Origin of the sequence: Paenibacillus campi (assembly GCF_034659835.1) — a bacterium.
Classification (GTDB): Bacteria; Bacillota; Bacilli; order Paenibacillales; family Paenibacillaceae; genus Saccharibacillus; species Saccharibacillus campi.
On record NZ_JAXSQZ010000006.1, the window covers coordinates 133,522 to 150,162 of the forward strand.

Consider the following 16,641-nt stretch of genomic DNA (forward strand, 5'->3'; position numbering starts at 1 on the left):
CTATTGCAGAGCAGCGATGTTCTCATGCTACGACTCCAATGTGTTTTTCATAAGATATGATAACGATTCGTGCCTATGTCTGCCTTCCATCCTACCGCCCTTCACTCCGAACCGAGCTGCTGCAATTGGCTCGATGTATACACATTCGTCCCTCGTTGCAGCTCCAATGCAAGACGATACATCGCCCGCGCTACCGTCTCCGCCTGAATCGGCTTGTATTTGGCAAGATTGCCGCGCAGCAGCGGCGACAATACGCTGGATGCTACCGCAGCGGCTCGCTCGCCAGCGCGAAACTGCTCACGTTTACCGAGTAGTAATGAGGGCTGAACGATCGATAGAAACGGATAGCCGAGCGTACGCAATTGCTGCTCCAGTTCACCTTTTATACGGGAATAGAAAATGCGTGCGCTGGCATCCGCGCCCATCGCACTTACGACGAGCCAATGCGTCGCTCCTTGCTGGCGCGCAAGCTCTGCCAACCGCAGCGGGTAGGTGACGTCAATTTCATACATGCGCGCTTGGCTGCCTGCTTGTTTGATCGTTGTGCCGAGGCAACAGTATACGTCGTTCGCTTGCAGATTGGCGGCATGTCGTTCCAGATGATCATAATCGACAACAAGCTGCTGCAAGCGTTCGTGCTGCTGCCACTCGGGTACGACTTGGCGCACGAGCACTTTGATGCGATCATACGTCTCGTTTTGCAGCAGCACATCGACTAGTGCGCGTCCTACTAGCCCGGTAGCGCCTGCGATCAGTGCAATTCGTTCGCTCATTCGCTTATTTCCTTTCCATCGCAGCGGTTGTATAGCTGTACGGATATAATGTTACAGCCGAGCGACCGCAGCGGTTTAATCGTGTACATGTATGGGAGCGAGCAATATGTTGTCATTTCCATTGATTGGAAACGCCCTTCCTTTTAGAAAAGGGAGTCATGCTGTGTAGCTGCAACGTATGTGTATGCGTAGCGGAATTATCGTGTAAACTTGTACACCCGAATGCGCACACTACGCGTCATTCGGGTGTACAGCTGCGATGCTATTCAGAGCAAAAAGGCGACACTGCCGCCATTCGTATGCACAATATGATCGGCACCAAGCCCTCTGTAGATCATGCGTGAATTGCTGCTTTCGGTAATCACATAGATCGGTTCGCTCGTCCATGTGCGGCACATCTGAATGTACCGGCAGCAGAGCGGCAAGCTGCGTTCAAACAAATACACTTTGCCGACCGCCAGTGGTGGAATCGTCCATTCTTGCTGTCGCTGTGTATCAAGCAACAGCACATGAGTCACACCCATTCGCTCCAGTTTTACCTTGTCTGCATAGCTGTTTACGAGCGCGATAAAGTCGATCCCTTTGATCTTAAGCAGTTGCATAAACTGCTCCCCTGCACGCGTCGCTGGACATACTAGCACATACTCCTTCGGTAGCTCCGATTCCTGCTCCAACTCCATCTCTTTCTCCTCCAATTGGGTGAAGGCAAACAAAAAGAAGCTGCACAAGAGATTTCTCGCCAGCTTCTCAAACATTCCACACACAGGCATAGCTGTGCTTACCGGATGTCATGATCATTGTCGCCTCTCTTATATTCAGCTTACGAGGTTAGCTGACGGATTCGGAAGTAAGAGTCTCCCTACAGACTGTAGACTGCACGTTTGGACAGCTACCGTACCGATTCACCCCTGAACAGTTCCGCTTACGAGCTGTTCGCTGGTTCCCCCGCTCTCCGGCTACAGACGGATTTGCCTGCATACACGGACATTAAGCTGGTTACGGCGCCAATTTATGTCGTACACCGTAATTTATGAACTTGACACGAATCATACTCTCCTGCCTTGACAAAGTAAAGACGCACAGTTTCGCATTTTGTAGCTATTTGTTGATTACGCAGTGTACAGTCAACGTTTTGCTTCCATTTTCGCTCGCTTGCGTCATATTTTTGATGAATGCTCTAATTTTATATCAAATTGAGTAAAACGGAGCATTCGTTATGAATTACCGTGAATCGATACAATGAATCCGATTACATGGCTCGCCAATGACGTACATGACAATCTAACGTAGTTATCCGCCATTTACGTCCACTGCAAAATGACCTATGATGGCTCACAACTAAACCTTACATGTAAAGGAGTGCATCCTTGTATGCAATCTGCTGTCATTCCGCTCATTCCATCTGCTGTACGTGCCCAATCCGTCATCGTTGAGGCGCATATTCACCGTTTGGAGCTGTTTTTGTATGATCAGACAAAACTCGCTTTGCCAGAAGCGTATCGTCCGCTGCATTGCGGCTTGCTGCGTATCGCAGGCAGCGGTGCGTTCGGGTGGGCAGAGTTTGAGTTTTCCGATGGAGCAGCACAGCTTGATCTGATCAAGTGGGGACAAGTATTCCGACATTTGAAACGACGGCAAGCGGCAGAAGCGTTCGCAATGATACACCAGTATGAACAGCAATGGGGCTTTACACGTACTCATCTAGCAGCAGAGGCACTGGCGTCGTGGCAAAAGGCGCTGAGCGAAAGCTCGGATACACCGAGCAGCGAGTCGATACGGCGGCATATTCATCATATGGCAGGAATGACAGTACCGCCTACGGAGCGGGAATTTCTTAGTTATTATTGCCAATCTTATTATTCTTTTTGAGTTATGCTGGTTAAGTGTCTATAAAGGGTGAGCGGCAGGGCAACAGGAGAATGCGTAAGTAGATCGCTCGATATCCGGTTTGCATTTGCATGACGAGCTAGGGCGTGTACGCAAGCATGGCGTGTTAGTGTAGCCACGCCCTAGTGCATTGACCGAGATGAAGCTTACCTTTAAATCTGTTTCACGTTCTGCACGATAGCAATGTGAATACAGAGCCAAAATTTAAATGTACCACAGTCAAGCTAGAAGATCGTAATCGACGCCAAATGGCTATACCTTGCACATTCATTACGGTCAATGTGTTCGTCACCTCAGCACAGCCGCTATCTATGTATTAGCGCATGTAGCCAGTCAGCATCGGCAGTCAGTTGGGGCGAATGTGGCGGCATAGCTGGATAAGGTCTGCCCGGTGCCTCTATAGTTGCACACGAATGGCTATACAGCGGTAAACTTTACGATTTTGTCAAAGTCAAAGAGAAACGACCGCGCAGCTATGCTGAAGAACACTCTATTACGGATTAAAGGAGCGTTGTTATCGCAATGAGCGGAGAGAAAATTATGGTTGGTGTTCATTACAGTGTAAACGGGGAGCGGCTAATCCGGCGTGGCATTCGCCTGGCAGAGCTATTGCATGCCCCGCTAATTGTACTTAGCGTACTTAGCGAGCCGGTAAGTGAACTGGATATGAATATGCAGCAATATTATAATTCATGGAAAAAATTGACCGAAGAAGCGGGCGGCACCTTTCTCGTAAAGCTCAATGAGGATCGTGAGCTGGCAGAAGCGATCGCAGACGTAGCGCACCAGCATGGGGTAACCCAATTGATTATCGGACAATCGGTGCGTTCGTTCTGGGAAGAAATTACACGCGGCTCGCTCGTGAACGATCTGTTGGAACATCTGGGCGCGATCGACCTGCATATCGTCGCCGTACAGCGGATGAAGGCGAATTTGGAAGAAACGCATGAGGATGGGGTCGAAGTAGATGTAATCCGTACGCCAAAAGGCTACCAGATTCGTTATGAAACCGATCAACCTGTCGTAGCGGAAGGCGTCTTTTTCAAAGAAATGCATACCGACTTTGAAAATGGATTGCTTAAGCTGCATATCGATGGGGAATATCAATATTTGAAAGTGCGCAAAGGCATATTAATCGATACAGAGCCATTGGAGCGGATGCTGGAAGCGAGCAATTAGGCGGTGGCTGCGGTGCGGTGGCTGCGGTGCGGTGGCTGCGGTGCGGTGGCTGCGGTGCGGTGGCTGCGGTGCGGTGGCTGCGGTGCGGTGGCTGCGGTGCGGTGGCTGCGTATAATAAAGCCGCCCGGTTAAAACACCGGGCGGCTTGTACTGTTGTCAAAGCTATGATGTACTATGTGCCGTGTTGCTGCATCTTTCCTAGAAAAAGAAGATTGCAGCGACATGGACAGCTCCGACACTGCGATCGTACAATCGAGCACTGTCACTACAGCGAGCACGTCCCCTTCCCACAGCCAAAATTGGCTGCCTGGCTCCAAGCTGTCCATTGCTATTAGCTCTCCAGCTTGTAAACGCAATTTGCCTAGCGTATCCCAACTGTGCACGCTACGACTTGTAATATAAAGTTGCACATCATGTTCAATTGTACTTGTACCTGTAAACGATTCAGCCAAACGATAGTTGTCGTCAGCACTGTCCATTGCATGCGTATTTCCAAACAGACTGCCTTTATCGTCCGCACATATCGCCGTTTCTGCGGTCAGCCTTGCCGCCAAGCCGGTTGTGCCAAACCATTGTCGATACGGCAATCGTGCCGGATCAATCTCCCATTGCAAATGTACAGGGATCATCATCGTTGATCACTCCTTGAATGATTGTGAATTGAACATTTTATTCCAACCGTCGTCACCATCCAGCATCGTTGAGACGAAGCGCGCGCACTGCCCGGTACGTAGACCAGTCAAATGCTTGCCAGCTATGATCTTGTTCCAGCATGTAGGCATAACTCGCGCGCAAACGCCGTTCCAGCCCAAGCTGTGGTTGCTGCTCGGCAAACTGCAACAATAGCGGCACCGTCTCTGCGGACGAATGCAATAAATAGTCCTGATCCAGCTGCCCACTCTGCGCGTACCGCTCTAGATTGCGCTCTACAATCCAACTGTCCATGCCGACATAATTCAAAATTACATACGCGCTTAAACCGAGCAACAATACGCATTTGCCTAGCGGTAAACGGGCGAACCAAATACGCAATCCCGCCAGCACAAACAGCAGCCCAAGCAACAGCATAAACGCATGCACGAGAAAACGGGTACTTGTATAACTATACGCTTGCTCATATAGCACGAGCCGTGTACAAGCAGAACCGAGCATCACGGCGGAGCAGATGACTAGAATGAACAACAACCAGCGATTCAGCTTAGTTAGACGGACACTGGCTGGTGCGCATCGATACAACACGGATAACAACAATGTGAAATTAATGCCTGTCACTACTACTAACTCACCAAATCCACTTCGTGCATATTCGGCATACGTACTGCCATCCGGCAATTTACCTTGCCCTGCTCCAAACAAATACGTAAATTGCAACCAAACAAATAACATATAAACCAAATTCACCAGCACTAGCACCGTTGCCACTATGAGCGGATCAAGGCGTAATGGAACTGCGGGTTGGGCAGGCTTGGACGGTACATCCGACTGTACCGCTGTAGCTTGAGAATGAGTGGAGGCAACAGCCGTTTGCTTGCCCAATAGTGCCTGCTGCTCGGCGCAGACAGCGTTTGTTGGAGCAATGATGGATAGTGTAGCCGCATCATCTACATGCGGTAATTGATGACGTAACGATGCACGCTGTTGATTCGATAATATCGATTCCAGATTAGTATTGTCTGTCATAGCAACGCTTGCTTGCGCCGGCGTACATGCTGACGACGATTCATATTGCCCAGCCCTATAACGCCCGCTTAGCGAATCACGATGCAGCGGACATACAAAGCCCCATAAATAAGCGAATAGCACCAATGTCATACCAACGATCCATACCGTGTGCACGAGCGCCGTGCCGGGAGACAGACCGGTAAACCATGCTGGCAAATTCGACAATAACTCACCGAACAGACGATCCGCAGCAGTAAGCAACAGCAATACGACACAGAGTAGCGGCAAGGCGACGACGATACCGATCAAAATACGCGCCAGCGTACGCTTTCGCTCTTGCTGCATCCGTTTGGTGACCTGCTCATACAGCAATCGCAGCGGTGTCGACAAATGAACCATCATATGAATGAACACTTGCTCCAACGCGGCTTGCAGCACCGCCGGGCTACTCCAATGCGGACGCCTTGCACTCAGCATATACGCCATATGAATCAAAATAAGACCGGGCACAACTAGCATATTCAGCGCATAAAAAAGCGGATTCGTAAACAGTGCATACGTTAACGACAGCAATATAATCGCGCTCGTCAGCAGCCGACTAATGACAGAACCTGCTCGCAACCGATCACCTGCATACGTGTACATATAGAAATAAAACAAAATCACAAACACCGGATACGACACACCAATCGCATGCCCGTAAAATAAATAATGATGAATAACCGCCAGCACGAGCGCCGTTATACATGCAATCACTGCACGCTGCGGGGCGACAATCAGTTTTTGATACATCGTTATACCTCCTTATCAGGAATTAGTTATCGAGGTGTTTGTTTAGCGGTATGTGAAATCCAAACTTTATTTTGATAACACCATTGCTCGTATCAGGGAGCGACCTGCCTGATCATCCAACAGAAACGGACGATTCCCCTGTCGTACAAGTCTCATTGTAGATGTTAAAATAAGAAAATAAATAGAAGAATTGAACCGATTCATTTCGTATTTTATAAATGGACTCATTAATAGCAGCTCGACAACGGCTTAACAAGGAGGTCGCTCATATGAAGTTGCATCGCCAATTTTTACTGCTGCATCGTCAATTTGCTAATCCGGAAGGGCGCTCGGTGACGTTAGGCGAGATTGCTGACGTGCTGGAGCGTACCCATCGCAGTGCGCTTACGATTATCGGCAATATGCGGCAGGCGGGCTGGATCGACTGGCAAGCACAGCGTGGACGCGGTAAACGTTCATTGCTGCGGTTTCTAGTGACAGCGGAGCAGATCGCGCTTGAATCGATGATGCAGACGATTCGGCGCGGAGATATTCGCACTAGCATTGAGCAAATTCGCGAACAAGCACGTTCGCCAGAGCTGGACGATCAGTTGCAGCAATGGTTGCTAACGTATTTTGGCCCACATTCGGAAATGCGGCATGATCGGCAAATTGACCAGCTCCGGCTGCCGATGCGGCAGCAGATTCATACGGTCGATCCGCTCTATATGAATCTGCTGGCAGAGTCGTTTGTATCCAGTCATATTTTCGATGGGCTTGTGCGTAAAGAAAATGACAGCGGGCGTATTGTGCCTCATCTCGCGCATGCTTGGGAGACGGATGAGACGCGCACAGTGTGGACGTTTTATTTGCGCAAAGATGTGTTGTTTCATCACGGGCAAACGTTGACGGCGGATGATGTCGTATATACGTTTTTGCGGCTTATTCACAGTTCGCGCCCGGCGTTGTATCGCTTTATTTTTCAGCAAATCGCTACGGTTGAAGCGCTGCAAGGCAATGCGGTCGTCATTCGGTTACATCAGCCGTGTGAGCTTTTTTTGCCGTTTCTATGTACAAGCCGGGCGGGCATTGTGCCGGTAAGTTTAAATCGTACGGATGAGCAGGAGTTTGGGTATCGTCCGAGTGGCACCGGGCCATTTCGGTTAGTGGAGCGGGATCAAGATCGGGTCGTATTGGAGGCGTTTAAGCCTTATTTTCGCGGTAGACCACACCTGGATCAGGTGGAAATTATTCATATTCCGTGGCGAGTGCACAGTACGGATTATGATAAAAGGGCACGCGCTGAAAGCGAGACCGCTTCGCCGTTTCAGGTCATTCCTGGCCCTGTGGAAGGCGAGCAGGGTGGAAGTTGGAGCCAGCTGCCTTCGCCGGTGTCGGTACGCAAATTTGTGACATTTAATACGCACAAGCCAGGTGTGTTGCAACAGCCGGACGTACGCCGTCATATTTGTCATTGTTTGCGCTTGCTTCATGCTAATCCAAACCCGGCTGCAGCTGCTGCTGAAACGACAACCGCAACAGATCGTTCCCAGCATAATGACGAACATGAGCAACGGATAAAAGATGCGAACAATGCCTATCTTCCTTCCGAACTACCACCGCTACGTATTTTGACGATTCCACACTATCGACGTGATGCGATCAATATAGCGGAAAGCTTGCAGCATGCCGGATATACATGCGAAGTGCGCTCCGTTCCAATCGAGCAATTCAAAGGCGATGTACGGATGGAATCCGATCTGCTCGTCTTCTCGCTCATTCGCGATCAGGATGAGCAATTGCGCGTATTCGATCTGTACCAGACGATGGCAGGACATGTGGAACCGTATGTAACGACCGATATCGCGTACCGGCTGCAAGACGTACTCAGGCAACCGGATGCCAAGCTGCGGCAACAGCTATTCGATGAAATTGAGCAGCGTCTCGTGCAAAGTTATCAGCTGCATATGTTATACGAAAAGCCGATGCAAACGACCTATCTGCCTACTGTGCGTGGCATTACATTTAACAGCCAAGGCTGGGTCGATCTGCGTCATATTTGGTTACCACCGGGCAAACCACTCGCTTGAATATGGGCTGGGTAAAGCTGTAGGAGTAGGATGACTGTCGTAGCGCTCTATGCTCTCATCAAAGTTATAGTGCTTGCTGCATTAGCAATTAGCGAGAAAAATGGATTATCGCTCCGTATGCAATCCCCATCTGCCCGTCTATATTTAGGTGTATGTGTATGTCTTACGATCTAGCAGCGACCAGGCACTATAAGGCATAAAGACATATAGAACGCGCCATAAAAATAGCCCTTCTTTTGTGCCGAGCCAGCTGCCAAATCGCTCAGCTGTACGGGTAATAACATAAGGTGTGCATTGATCCCGATTTCTAATGGAGTAGCTTGTGTTAAGTACATTTACAGTCGGTCGATCGAATAATCGCTTGATGATGAATTAATTAAGGTACGTTCAAGCAAAATTTTTACGTGAGACAGCCCAGTGTGCAGACTACGTTAAATTTCAATTTTGATTCTGTGCTGAAATGCTTATTCATAACAGTTTAGCCATATTCATCACCCACATTAATTTTGGTCAATTCATTAGTGGGCTAGCTATATGCAACGTAAAAATTTGATGAAATAAAAATAGAATAAAACAATATTCTTCTCTTTTGGCTGTTTATTCTACTTAGGTAAGGGTAATAACATATCGTGACGCTAACATGGCGCACCGAAATTACGAAAAATTCTTATGAGGAGTGAATAGAAAATGGCAAACAATAATCGTAACAACAACGATGGCAAAATGAGCAGAGAAGAAGCTGGTCGCCTAGGTGGAGAAGCCACTTCTAAAAATCACGACAAAGAATTTTACCAGGAAATCGGTCAAAAGGGCGGTCAATCCACATCCGATTCTCATGACAAACAATTCTATCAAGAGATCGGTCAAAAAGGCGGCGAAGCAACATCCGAATCGCACGGTAAAGAGTTTTACCAAGAGATCGGCAGCGAAGGCGGTAAAGCGCGCAGCGACTCTGATGGTATGAGCCGTGAAGAAGCAGGACGTAAAGGCGGTCAGGCACGTTCCAACAATAACAATAAAGACTGATCCGCAAGTTTGCCCGCGCTGGGAAAGCGCTATGAGCGTAGATGTTCCACCCTACTCGCTTTAACGGCGAGTAGACATGGATAAACGTGAATGAGGAGAATCCCGTACAAATGTACAGGGATTCTCTTTTTGGTATATTGTTCGGTTATTGAACTGAAAATCCCGTATATAAAAATGCACATTGTGCGCAAGTTCGCTTCACATGCGTACGCTGCCAAAGGATAGCCATCCGGTTACGTTTCGCTCTGCTTCGGTTTTAGCATCATCCTGTTCCTAGAGCAGAAGATGCCATACGTGTTACGGTCGTTTCCCACTATATTCAGCTAGCTATATCCCGCTAAATAAATAGCTTGATTTGGATAAATAAATTTCGCGCCATTGAACCGATATCAATACGATGATGCTCATTATAACACGCTATCATTGATCGATTTTTGCGTTGATTTCGCGCTAAAATTAACTTTTCCAAGCTTAAATTTGCTATGTAAGTATGTCATAATGCAAGTTATCGAGCAATAAAAAATCGCCTCTATCGACGCCGAAGCCTATCGATACAGACGATTCATAATACGTCATGTTGTGACGATTGCACGGACATATGCTTATCGATGCTACGCCTAATTTATACATCCAAATGGACATTCTTCTCCACTCACAACCGACTCAATGTTGTTTGTCTGGCAACGTAATTTCATCGACATAATTAGTCGCCATCATCCGTGCCACCTGTGCCGGGTCGGATGTTTGCCCGAGTACCCACATCATTTTGGTCGTCAGCGCCTCGGTCGTCATATCGTAGCAAGGAATGACGCCTTTTTCCAGCGCGCGCTGTCCGACTTCATAAATCGTTAAATCGCCGCCTTCGTACAAACACTGCGTCGTCACAACGATACTCACACCGACCTGTACCAGTTCTTCGATTTTGTCGATTAGATTAATCTCTTTAAACGGTACACCGCCCATGCCAAAACCTTCTACAATGATGCCACGGTAACCGAGTTTGTGTACCGCATCAAAAATATCCGGTCGCATACCCGGAATCAACTTGAGCAAAAACACATCCGGCGAATACACATCATTATACATATGCCCTTCAGTTTGACGAGTATTGGGAATATCGTTAAAAACGATCCCGTCCTCCTCCAAATAGCCGATATACGGATGATTAATGCTTTCAAAGGCATCATAACTTTTCGTTTTCACTTTGGAAGCGCGGGCGCCATTAATAATTTTGCCATTGAACACGACGAATACACCGGTTAAGTTACTGGATGCGGTGCGGAATGCATCTTTAATATTTTTGCGGGAATCGCTGTACTCGGCAAGCACGGACACTTGCGAGCCTGTAATCACAACCGGCTTGTCCAGCTTACCGAGCATAAAGCTAAGCGCTGACGCGGTATATGCCATCGTATCGGTGCCATGTGCGATAACGATGCCGTCATAGCTAGGCAATTGCTCATGCACTGTACGTGCAATCGTGACCCATTCCTCTGGCTGAATATTCGTGCTGTCCACACTCATCAAATTCATCGCTGCAATATTGCAAATGCCTTTCAGCTCCGGCACAGCAGCCACGATATTTTCCGCCGATTGTGTCGGTGTCAAACCATGCCCTTCTGCTGAAGAAGAAATCGTACCGCCTGTATTAATAAACAAAATATTTTTCATCGCCCGTCTTCCCTCCGTATCGTATGCCTGACAACAATTTAATGTAACACTTTTGGAGGGGAGTGTAAATTAGGTTTCGACGAAAAAGCGAGAAATTCGCAATAGTTTAGCAATGCTTGCTAATAAGCGCTATAATGCTTTTTTAACGGAAACATATTTGTCCGATCGCCAGCACACCAAGCAATATTAACGATGCACCGGATAGTCGATTAATAGGCTGCATCCAATTCGGCGCAAGTGTACGCAGACGGAGCAGCTGTACGGTGCTACTCAGTGCAAGCCACCAGCAAGCCGATCCGATTAGTACACCAGCCGCAAGCGCGCCGGGCGACAGCAACAGCGCTACCGCTGTGCCGCTCGGTACGAGATCATTTGCACCGCCGCTGGACACGGTAATACCGGAAGCGCCAAATAAGCCGATAAACGATAGGATCGTAAGCGGATTGGACAGTGTGAGCAGTACAGTGGAGCCGTAAGCGCCCCATGTGCTGTACTTGTCCTGTGCTGCATGTGTCGCTGGTCGACTACGCCACAGTTTCACACCGATCCACAATACTAACATTCCCCCTATAATACGAATGATCGGCTCTGCTGCCGTCACATAACTAACCGCAGAAATTAAGCCAAAAGCTGCCACTGCCGCATACAATCCATCCGCACTTGCTGCTCCCAATCCGGTTAATAAACCGATACGCCAGCCGTACAGCAGTGTACGCTGAATGCACAAAATGCCGATCGGTCCTACAGGTGCCGCCACCAGCAAGCCAAGCAGCATGCCTTTAAACACACTGTGCAGTTCGGTAGTTAGCCAATCCGTAATGTTCATCGTATCCACCTCGTTTACAGATCAGCTTTGAGCTGGGATAAGCTAAAGATCGTATTCGTTCGTATTACACCATAGGTCGCTTTGAGCGTCCGACTAATAAAATGTTCCAGCGCTTCGATGTCCGGCAAGGCAACTTTGAGCAAATAATCATATTCACCGGCAATATGATTACATTCCAGCACATACTCTGACTGGATGATCGCACGGCGAAATTGCTCTGTTTCTTCATATCCTTGTACGTTAACCAAAATAAATACGGTGCAATAGCGTCCTAGCGCTTTCGGATTGAGCCGTACGGTAAATTGCTCGATCACACCTTGCTGCTCCAGCTTACGAATGCGCTCCGTCACAGCGGGTACAGACAGATGAATCTCTTTGCCAATATCCGAACTGCTCATCCGTCCATTGCGACGCAACAACTCCACAATCCGTCGATCCAGCTCATCCATAACAAAACCTCGCTTCATTCAGAAATAGTAGCAATCAGAGCACGCTTGTCAGCCGCAAACGTGGGCTTTATGATTTAAAGTTAATTATAGGTTTAGGCTTAATCATTGCAATATTTTGCGGAAATACGATAAAAATGCAGAAATTATAGCATCGAAACTTTATTTTTTATCGTATTCATTTTAGCTAAAGCCGCTGTACTTTATTATTTTAAGCAGGCGATTTTCACTTGCTGCTTCGCCTTGATGGAGTGGGGTTAGACCGATTGTATCGTCTCGGAACATGAAACTGCCCCTCCTCTCTGCCATCCAGCTTTACGCCCAAACGCCAAAAAACGCATCGTACAGGTGAGCGCCTGTCGATGCGTCCGCAGTTGTGCGTATTAGGCTAGAACTTTCACTGCTACTATGTTTCGTTACATCAAGAGAGCATGCTGTGTATGCAAACTTAACTGAATTATAGGCACTGTATTGTTCAACGATCGTAATCGTCATATTATCGGTGCATATGTCTAGTGACAAGCAACATACGCCTCGTATACAGATCAGCTAGCGCAAACGAGTCACACCAGCCTTTCGTACCGTCATACATTTGAGTATACATCCTAATCAGACAGCTTACTGCTTCACAGTCGTTGCTACCGACGCGCTCTCACCTGCATCCATCCCAAGACCAGACACCGATCCATCTTCGTCCTCCGTCTCTGTCGTATGTTTATCCGCTAGCAGCAAATTGAGCAACACCGCAGCGATCGAACCGGTAACGATCCCGTTTTGCAGCAGCGGTTGCAAAAAGCCCGGCATTTGCCCGAAGATCGCTGGCAATACCGCTGAACCGACGCCGATCGCGATGCTGCACGCCACGATCATCAGATTGCGGTCATTGCGCAAATTCACCTCTGCCAAAATCGACATGCCAGACGCTGCTACCGAGCCAAACATCACGACCATCGCCCCACCCAATACAGCGCTCGGAATGACGGTCGTAAGTGCCGCCAGTTTAGGCAGCAAACCGAGCACGACCATAATACCACCTGCCGCGAAAATAACATTGCGCGTCTTCACACGCGTCAGCGAGATCAAGCCAACATTTTGCGAAAACGCCGTATACGGAAACGCATTAAAAATACCGCCCAACATAATCGCCAAACCTTCCGAGCGCAAACCGCTCACGATCCGGCGCTGCTCTACCTTTTGCTCGATCGCTTTGCCAACGGCAATGTACACACCGGTTGACTCTACCATGCTGACGATATTAACGATGATCATCGTCGCAATCGCCACCCAGCTAAATTGCGGAATGCCAAAATAAAACGGCTGCGCGACACGCAACCACGATGCTTCACCAACGGCACCAAAATGAACGATGCCCATCATATATGCCAGTAGCGTACCGACCGCTAGTCCAATCAGCACCGAAATCGAACGCAAAAATCCGGTCGCCAACCGATTCACTAACAAAATAACAACGAGCGTTACTAACGCCAGCAGCAAATTGTGCAGCGCCCCAAAGTCAGCACTGCCTTGACCGCCAGCTACATTGTTCATCGCCACCGGAATGAGTGACAGCCCGATAATCGTTACGACCGAGCCGGTTACGATTTTCGGGAAAAAGCGCAACAGTTTCCCATATAACGGTGCCGCCAGCACGACAAACAAGCCGGAAACAATAATTGCCCCGTACGCGGTCGGCAAATTGCTCGTTGATGCAATCGCAATAATCGGTCCGACCGCCGTAAACGTACAACCGAGCACAACCGGCAACCCGCTGCCAAAATAACGCGTCCCGAGCACTTGCAACAGCGTTGCCAATCCGCAAGTGAACATATCGGCAGCGATTAAATACGCAAGCTGCTCTGGTGTCAAATGCAGCGCATTACCGATAATGAGCGGCACCGCAATCGCGCCAGCATACATCGCCATCACATGCTGTAAACCAAGCGCCAACACTTTATGTTTTGCCAGCATTATACACCCGCTCCTGTTCTGCTCTGGCTTAATTCCGTCTGTCCGATTAACGGTTGCTCCGCTATAAATTCAACACGGCCCGGTGCCATCGCTGCGATACGTGCGAGCGATTGAATCGGGATGCCGCGCTGCTCGAGCAAACCGCGTCCTTCTTGAAACGTCTTCTCGATCACACAACCGACACCAACGAGCGTAGCGCCTGCCTGCTCTACAATATCCGCTAGCCCGATTAAAGCTGCACCGGTGGCGAGAAAGTCGTCAACGATCAATACGCGCTCCCCAGGCTGCACATAATCTTGTACGATCGTCACCTGGTACGTCTCGCCACGTGTGAACGAATGCACGGTGGCGGCGTACACTTGATCGCCTTGTGTGATCGCTTTTTTCTTTTTCGCATATACAAACGGTACGTTTAATGCAATCCCGGCTGCCATCGCAAACTGGATGCCACTCGCTTCAATCGTCAGCACCTTTGTAATCTGTTCATGCGCAAACAAACGCGCAAATTCCTGTCCAATCGCCAAAGCGAGCTGTGTATCGACCTGATGATTAAGGAACGAGTCTACTTTTAACACACGCTCGGATAAAATATTACCTTCCGCCTGTATGCGCTGCTCCAATATTTTCATTTCATTATTCCCCCTGTATCGCTCTCATCGTATAGGTAGTACCTATGTCCAACTGAACCCATGCCGTACATAACAAAAAAGACAGGCTCCTTAAGTCGATGCGCTTAAGTGAAGCCTGTCTGTATAGTTGTTTCAATACAGAATATGCAGTCTAGTGACTTTTCTCAGGAAGATGTAAGGTTGCGTCCATCTGAACCCTGCTTGAACCGTGCAGCATTTAGACGAACGCCATCCCTGGATAAATTTGAGACAAGCTACTAGTCTGCCTATTCCCGCCTGCGGCTCCCTTCCTTCGGGTAGCACAGCAGCCAGCACGTTCTTCACTCATAGTCGGATAATTGCAATGGTTATCCGGTAGAAACTTCAGGGCCCTATTCCCAAATATTATATGAGTGCCGCGGTCAAGCCAATGATGCGCTAATTAGCGATCATTTGGCGCCGCTTTATGAAATTATATATGTATACTACACGTATTCATGCTTGCTTTCAAGGTTGTTTTTCATATTTTCATAGTTGTTATGCAGTGGTATGGGCATACTTGGGAGGCTGTCATGGGTTCCTATTCACAGTGACGACCGATCCGCACGGCGCCGTTTAAACGTCAGCCCCATAACTAACCCTACACCAAGCAAAATAATCGACAACCCCAGCAGCATACCGACCGACAATGCTTCACTGAGAAACATCCAGCCCCATACGATGCCAAAAATCGGTACGAGAAACGTTACACTTACAGTGCGCACCGCGCCCACATTCAGAATTAAGCGGAAATATAACAAATAACCGAGCGCAGTCGACAATACCGCCAGTGCCAGTACTGAGCCGATGACTGCGGCATTAGGCAATGCCGTCGGTAAATGAAATAGCGCAAACGGTAGTAGCAACAATGCTGCCGCCAGCTGTTGTCCAATTGCCAGATTAAGCGGCTGTTCCTCACGGAATGCTTGGGCGGAATAAATGCCACCAATGCCGTAAAAGAGCGCTGCACCAAGCGACATCCATACCGCGCCCCAATGGTTTGCGTTTGCCGCTTCATGCTGCATATTCCAGCTCATTAGCACGGTCACCCCGGCGATGCCGAGCAGTAGACCAAGCGCCTTTTGCAGCGTCAGCTTTTCCTTCAGCCATATGCTGGCGATGATCGCTGCAAACAGCGGTGTCATCGAGTTCAAAATCGCCGCCAGCGAAGCGGTCATACTTAGCTCTGCCGCCGCAATCAGACAAAACGGAATCGCAGCATTACAAGCCCCCAGCAACAAATACGCACGCCAGCGGTGCCGCAATCGTGGTCGCTGGCGCAATAACCCGGCGTACAGCAACAGTGCAATAGCGGCGATCAATACGCGCAAATCGATCAGCACGATCGGACCGAGCACAGGCACCGCAACCCGCATAAACAAAAATGATGCGCCCCATAGCGCAGCAAGCATTAGCAGCATCACGGTATCTTTTATTCTCATCATCGTTCCTCCATCCCGGCACGCTAGCCAGTTGTCAACTGCACTATGCTGACACTCGGCTAACTGCTTTATAGTTCATGTTTCGATTATAACGAACATACGGAACCGTGATGAACGAAAATCAGGCATTGCTTTCCATGATGCCGAGTCGGTATGCAATTTCAAGCCAATCCTGAGTACGCAGACCAAGTTAAATTTCAACTTGGATTGTGTACGAAGTACCTTATCAGTAAGAGCTTGATCCGGCTTCAAA

At 48.7% G+C, this 16,641-nt stretch carries 14 protein-coding genes and 2 riboswitches; of the genes, 4 read left to right on the forward strand and 10 right to left on the reverse strand.

Annotated features, from left to right (window positions below):
- Nucleotides 1–101 precede the first annotated feature (101 nt).
- Both U1I11_RS15265 and U1I11_RS15270 read right to left on the reverse strand, forming a co-directional pair.
- Entirely contained in the window at nt 102–773 is a 672-nt protein-coding gene (locus tag U1I11_RS15265) for an oxidoreductase (protein ID WP_322907005.1), read from the reverse strand.
- 266 nt (nt 774–1,039) lie between these two features.
- Nucleotides 1,040–1,453: an MDR/zinc-dependent alcohol dehydrogenase-like family protein gene (locus tag U1I11_RS15270; RefSeq protein ID WP_322907006.1), complete on the reverse strand. Its 414-nt coding sequence runs from the start codon at nt 1,451–1,453 to the stop codon at nt 1,040–1,042.
- Between the two features lie 122 nt (nt 1,454–1,575).
- Nucleotides 1,576–1,756: riboswitch (cyclic di-AMP (ydaO/yuaA leader) on the reverse strand.
- A gap of 388 nt (nt 1,757–2,144) precedes the next feature.
- On the opposite strand from U1I11_RS15270, the gene U1I11_RS15275 reads away from it, so the two are divergent.
- Nucleotides 2,145–2,642, forward strand: coding sequence for a hypothetical protein (locus tag U1I11_RS15275; RefSeq protein ID WP_322907007.1), 498 nt, complete (start codon nt 2,145–2,147; stop codon nt 2,640–2,642).
- 540 nt (nt 2,643–3,182) lie between these two features.
- Nucleotides 3,183–3,839: a universal stress protein gene (locus tag U1I11_RS15280; RefSeq protein ID WP_322907008.1), complete on the forward strand. Its 657-nt coding sequence runs from the start codon at nt 3,183–3,185 to the stop codon at nt 3,837–3,839.
- A gap of 128 nt (nt 3,840–3,967) precedes the next feature.
- Here the strand turns inward: U1I11_RS15280 and U1I11_RS15285 are convergent, their stop codons facing one another.
- Both U1I11_RS15285 and U1I11_RS15290 read right to left on the reverse strand, forming a co-directional pair.
- A complete protein-coding gene (locus U1I11_RS15285; protein WP_322907009.1) occupies nt 3,968–4,471 on the reverse strand; it encodes a hypothetical protein in 504 nt (167 codons plus the stop codon).
- Nucleotides 4,472–4,523: 52 nt separating this feature from the next.
- The gene (locus U1I11_RS15290) at nt 4,524–6,293 is read right to left on the reverse strand and encodes a DUF4153 domain-containing protein (protein ID WP_322907010.1); all 1,770 of its coding nucleotides are present in this window, start codon (nt 6,291–6,293) and stop codon (nt 4,524–4,526) included.
- A gap of 269 nt (nt 6,294–6,562) precedes the next feature.
- Here U1I11_RS15290 and U1I11_RS15295 point away from each other — a divergent pair, with 269 nt between their 5' ends.
- The gene (locus tag U1I11_RS15295) at nt 6,563–8,362 is read left to right on the forward strand and encodes an ABC transporter substrate-binding protein (RefSeq protein WP_322907011.1); all 1,800 of its coding nucleotides are present in this window, start codon (nt 6,563–6,565) and stop codon (nt 8,360–8,362) included.
- A 687-nt stretch (nt 8,363–9,049) separates the two neighbouring features.
- Nucleotides 9,050–9,388, forward strand: coding sequence for a general stress protein (locus U1I11_RS15300; RefSeq protein WP_322907012.1), 339 nt, complete (start codon nt 9,050–9,052; stop codon nt 9,386–9,388).
- Between the two features lie 663 nt (nt 9,389–10,051).
- Here the strand turns inward: U1I11_RS15300 and U1I11_RS15305 are convergent.
- From U1I11_RS15305 to U1I11_RS15330, 6 genes are all read right to left on the reverse strand, one after another.
- Nucleotides 10,052–11,059 (reverse strand): asparaginase, encoded by a 1,008-nt coding sequence (locus U1I11_RS15305; protein WP_322907013.1) that lies wholly within the window; start codon nt 11,057–11,059, stop codon nt 10,052–10,054.
- A gap of 142 nt (nt 11,060–11,201) precedes the next feature.
- Entirely contained in the window at nt 11,202–11,885 is a 684-nt protein-coding gene (locus U1I11_RS15310; protein ID WP_322907014.1) for a LysE family translocator, read from the reverse strand.
- A 14-nt stretch (nt 11,886–11,899) separates the two neighbouring features.
- A complete protein-coding gene (locus U1I11_RS15315; protein ID WP_322907015.1) occupies nt 11,900–12,334 on the reverse strand; it encodes an Lrp/AsnC family transcriptional regulator in 435 nt (144 codons plus the stop codon).
- Nucleotides 12,335–12,949: 615 nt separating this feature from the next.
- Nucleotides 12,950–14,299, reverse strand: a complete 1,350-nt coding sequence (locus U1I11_RS15320; protein WP_322907016.1) for a nucleobase:cation symporter-2 family protein — start codon at nt 14,297–14,299, stop codon at nt 12,950–12,952.
- Nucleotides 14,299–14,928, reverse strand: a complete 630-nt coding sequence (locus U1I11_RS15325; RefSeq protein ID WP_322907017.1) for a xanthine phosphoribosyltransferase — start codon at nt 14,926–14,928, stop codon at nt 14,299–14,301. Before U1I11_RS15325 ends, U1I11_RS15320 begins: the two co-directional genes overlap by 1 nt.
- Before the next feature lie 307 nt (nt 14,929–15,235).
- Nucleotides 15,236–15,340, reverse strand: a riboswitch (purine riboswitch).
- A 151-nt stretch (nt 15,341–15,491) separates the two neighbouring features.
- Complete coding sequence (locus tag U1I11_RS15330; RefSeq protein WP_322907018.1) at nt 15,492–16,391, reverse strand: DMT family transporter; 900 nt, start codon at nt 16,389–16,391, stop codon at nt 15,492–15,494.
- Between the last annotated feature and the right edge of the window lie 250 nt (nt 16,392–16,641).

Excerpts from the sequence above, each read along its gene's own strand:
- U1I11_RS15295 (WP_322907011.1), top strand. The coding sequence starts at position 6,563 with ATGAAGTTGCATCGCCAATTTTTACTGCTGCATCGTCAATTTGCTAAT.
- U1I11_RS15300 (WP_322907012.1), top strand. The coding sequence starts at position 9,050 with ATGGCAAACAATAATCGTAACAACAACGATGGCAAAATGAGCAGAGAA.
- U1I11_RS15275 (WP_322907007.1), top strand. The coding sequence starts at position 2,145 with ATGCAATCTGCTGTCATTCCGCTCATTCCATCTGCTGTACGTGCCCAA.
- U1I11_RS15310 (WP_322907014.1), bottom strand. The coding sequence starts at position 11,885 with ATGAACATTACGGATTGGCTAACTACCGAACTGCACAGTGTGTTTAAA.
- U1I11_RS15330 (WP_322907018.1), bottom strand. The coding sequence starts at position 16,391 with ATGATGAGAATAAAAGATACCGTGATGCTGCTAATGCTTGCTGCGCTA.
- U1I11_RS15280 (WP_322907008.1), top strand. The coding sequence starts at position 3,183 with ATGAGCGGAGAGAAAATTATGGTTGGTGTTCATTACAGTGTAAACGGG.
- U1I11_RS15265 (WP_322907005.1), bottom strand. The coding sequence starts at position 773 with ATGAGCGAACGAATTGCACTGATCGCAGGCGCTACCGGGCTAGTAGGA.
- U1I11_RS15325 (WP_322907017.1), bottom strand. The coding sequence starts at position 14,928 with ATGAAAATATTGGAGCAGCGCATACAGGCGGAAGGTAATATTTTATCC.
- U1I11_RS15315 (WP_322907015.1), bottom strand. The coding sequence starts at position 12,334 with ATGGATGAGCTGGATCGACGGATTGTGGAGTTGTTGCGTCGCAATGGA.
- U1I11_RS15320 (WP_322907016.1), bottom strand. The coding sequence starts at position 14,299 with ATGCTGGCAAAACATAAAGTGTTGGCGCTTGGTTTACAGCATGTGATG.
- U1I11_RS15290 (WP_322907010.1), bottom strand. The coding sequence starts at position 6,293 with ATGTATCAAAAACTGATTGTCGCCCCGCAGCGTGCAGTGATTGCATGT.
- U1I11_RS15305 (WP_322907013.1), bottom strand. The coding sequence starts at position 11,059 with ATGAAAAATATTTTGTTTATTAATACAGGCGGTACGATTTCTTCTTCA.
- U1I11_RS15285 (WP_322907009.1), bottom strand. The coding sequence starts at position 4,471 with ATGATGATCCCTGTACATTTGCAATGGGAGATTGATCCGGCACGATTG.
- U1I11_RS15270 (WP_322907006.1), bottom strand. The coding sequence starts at position 1,453 with ATGGAGTTGGAGCAGGAATCGGAGCTACCGAAGGAGTATGTGCTAGTA.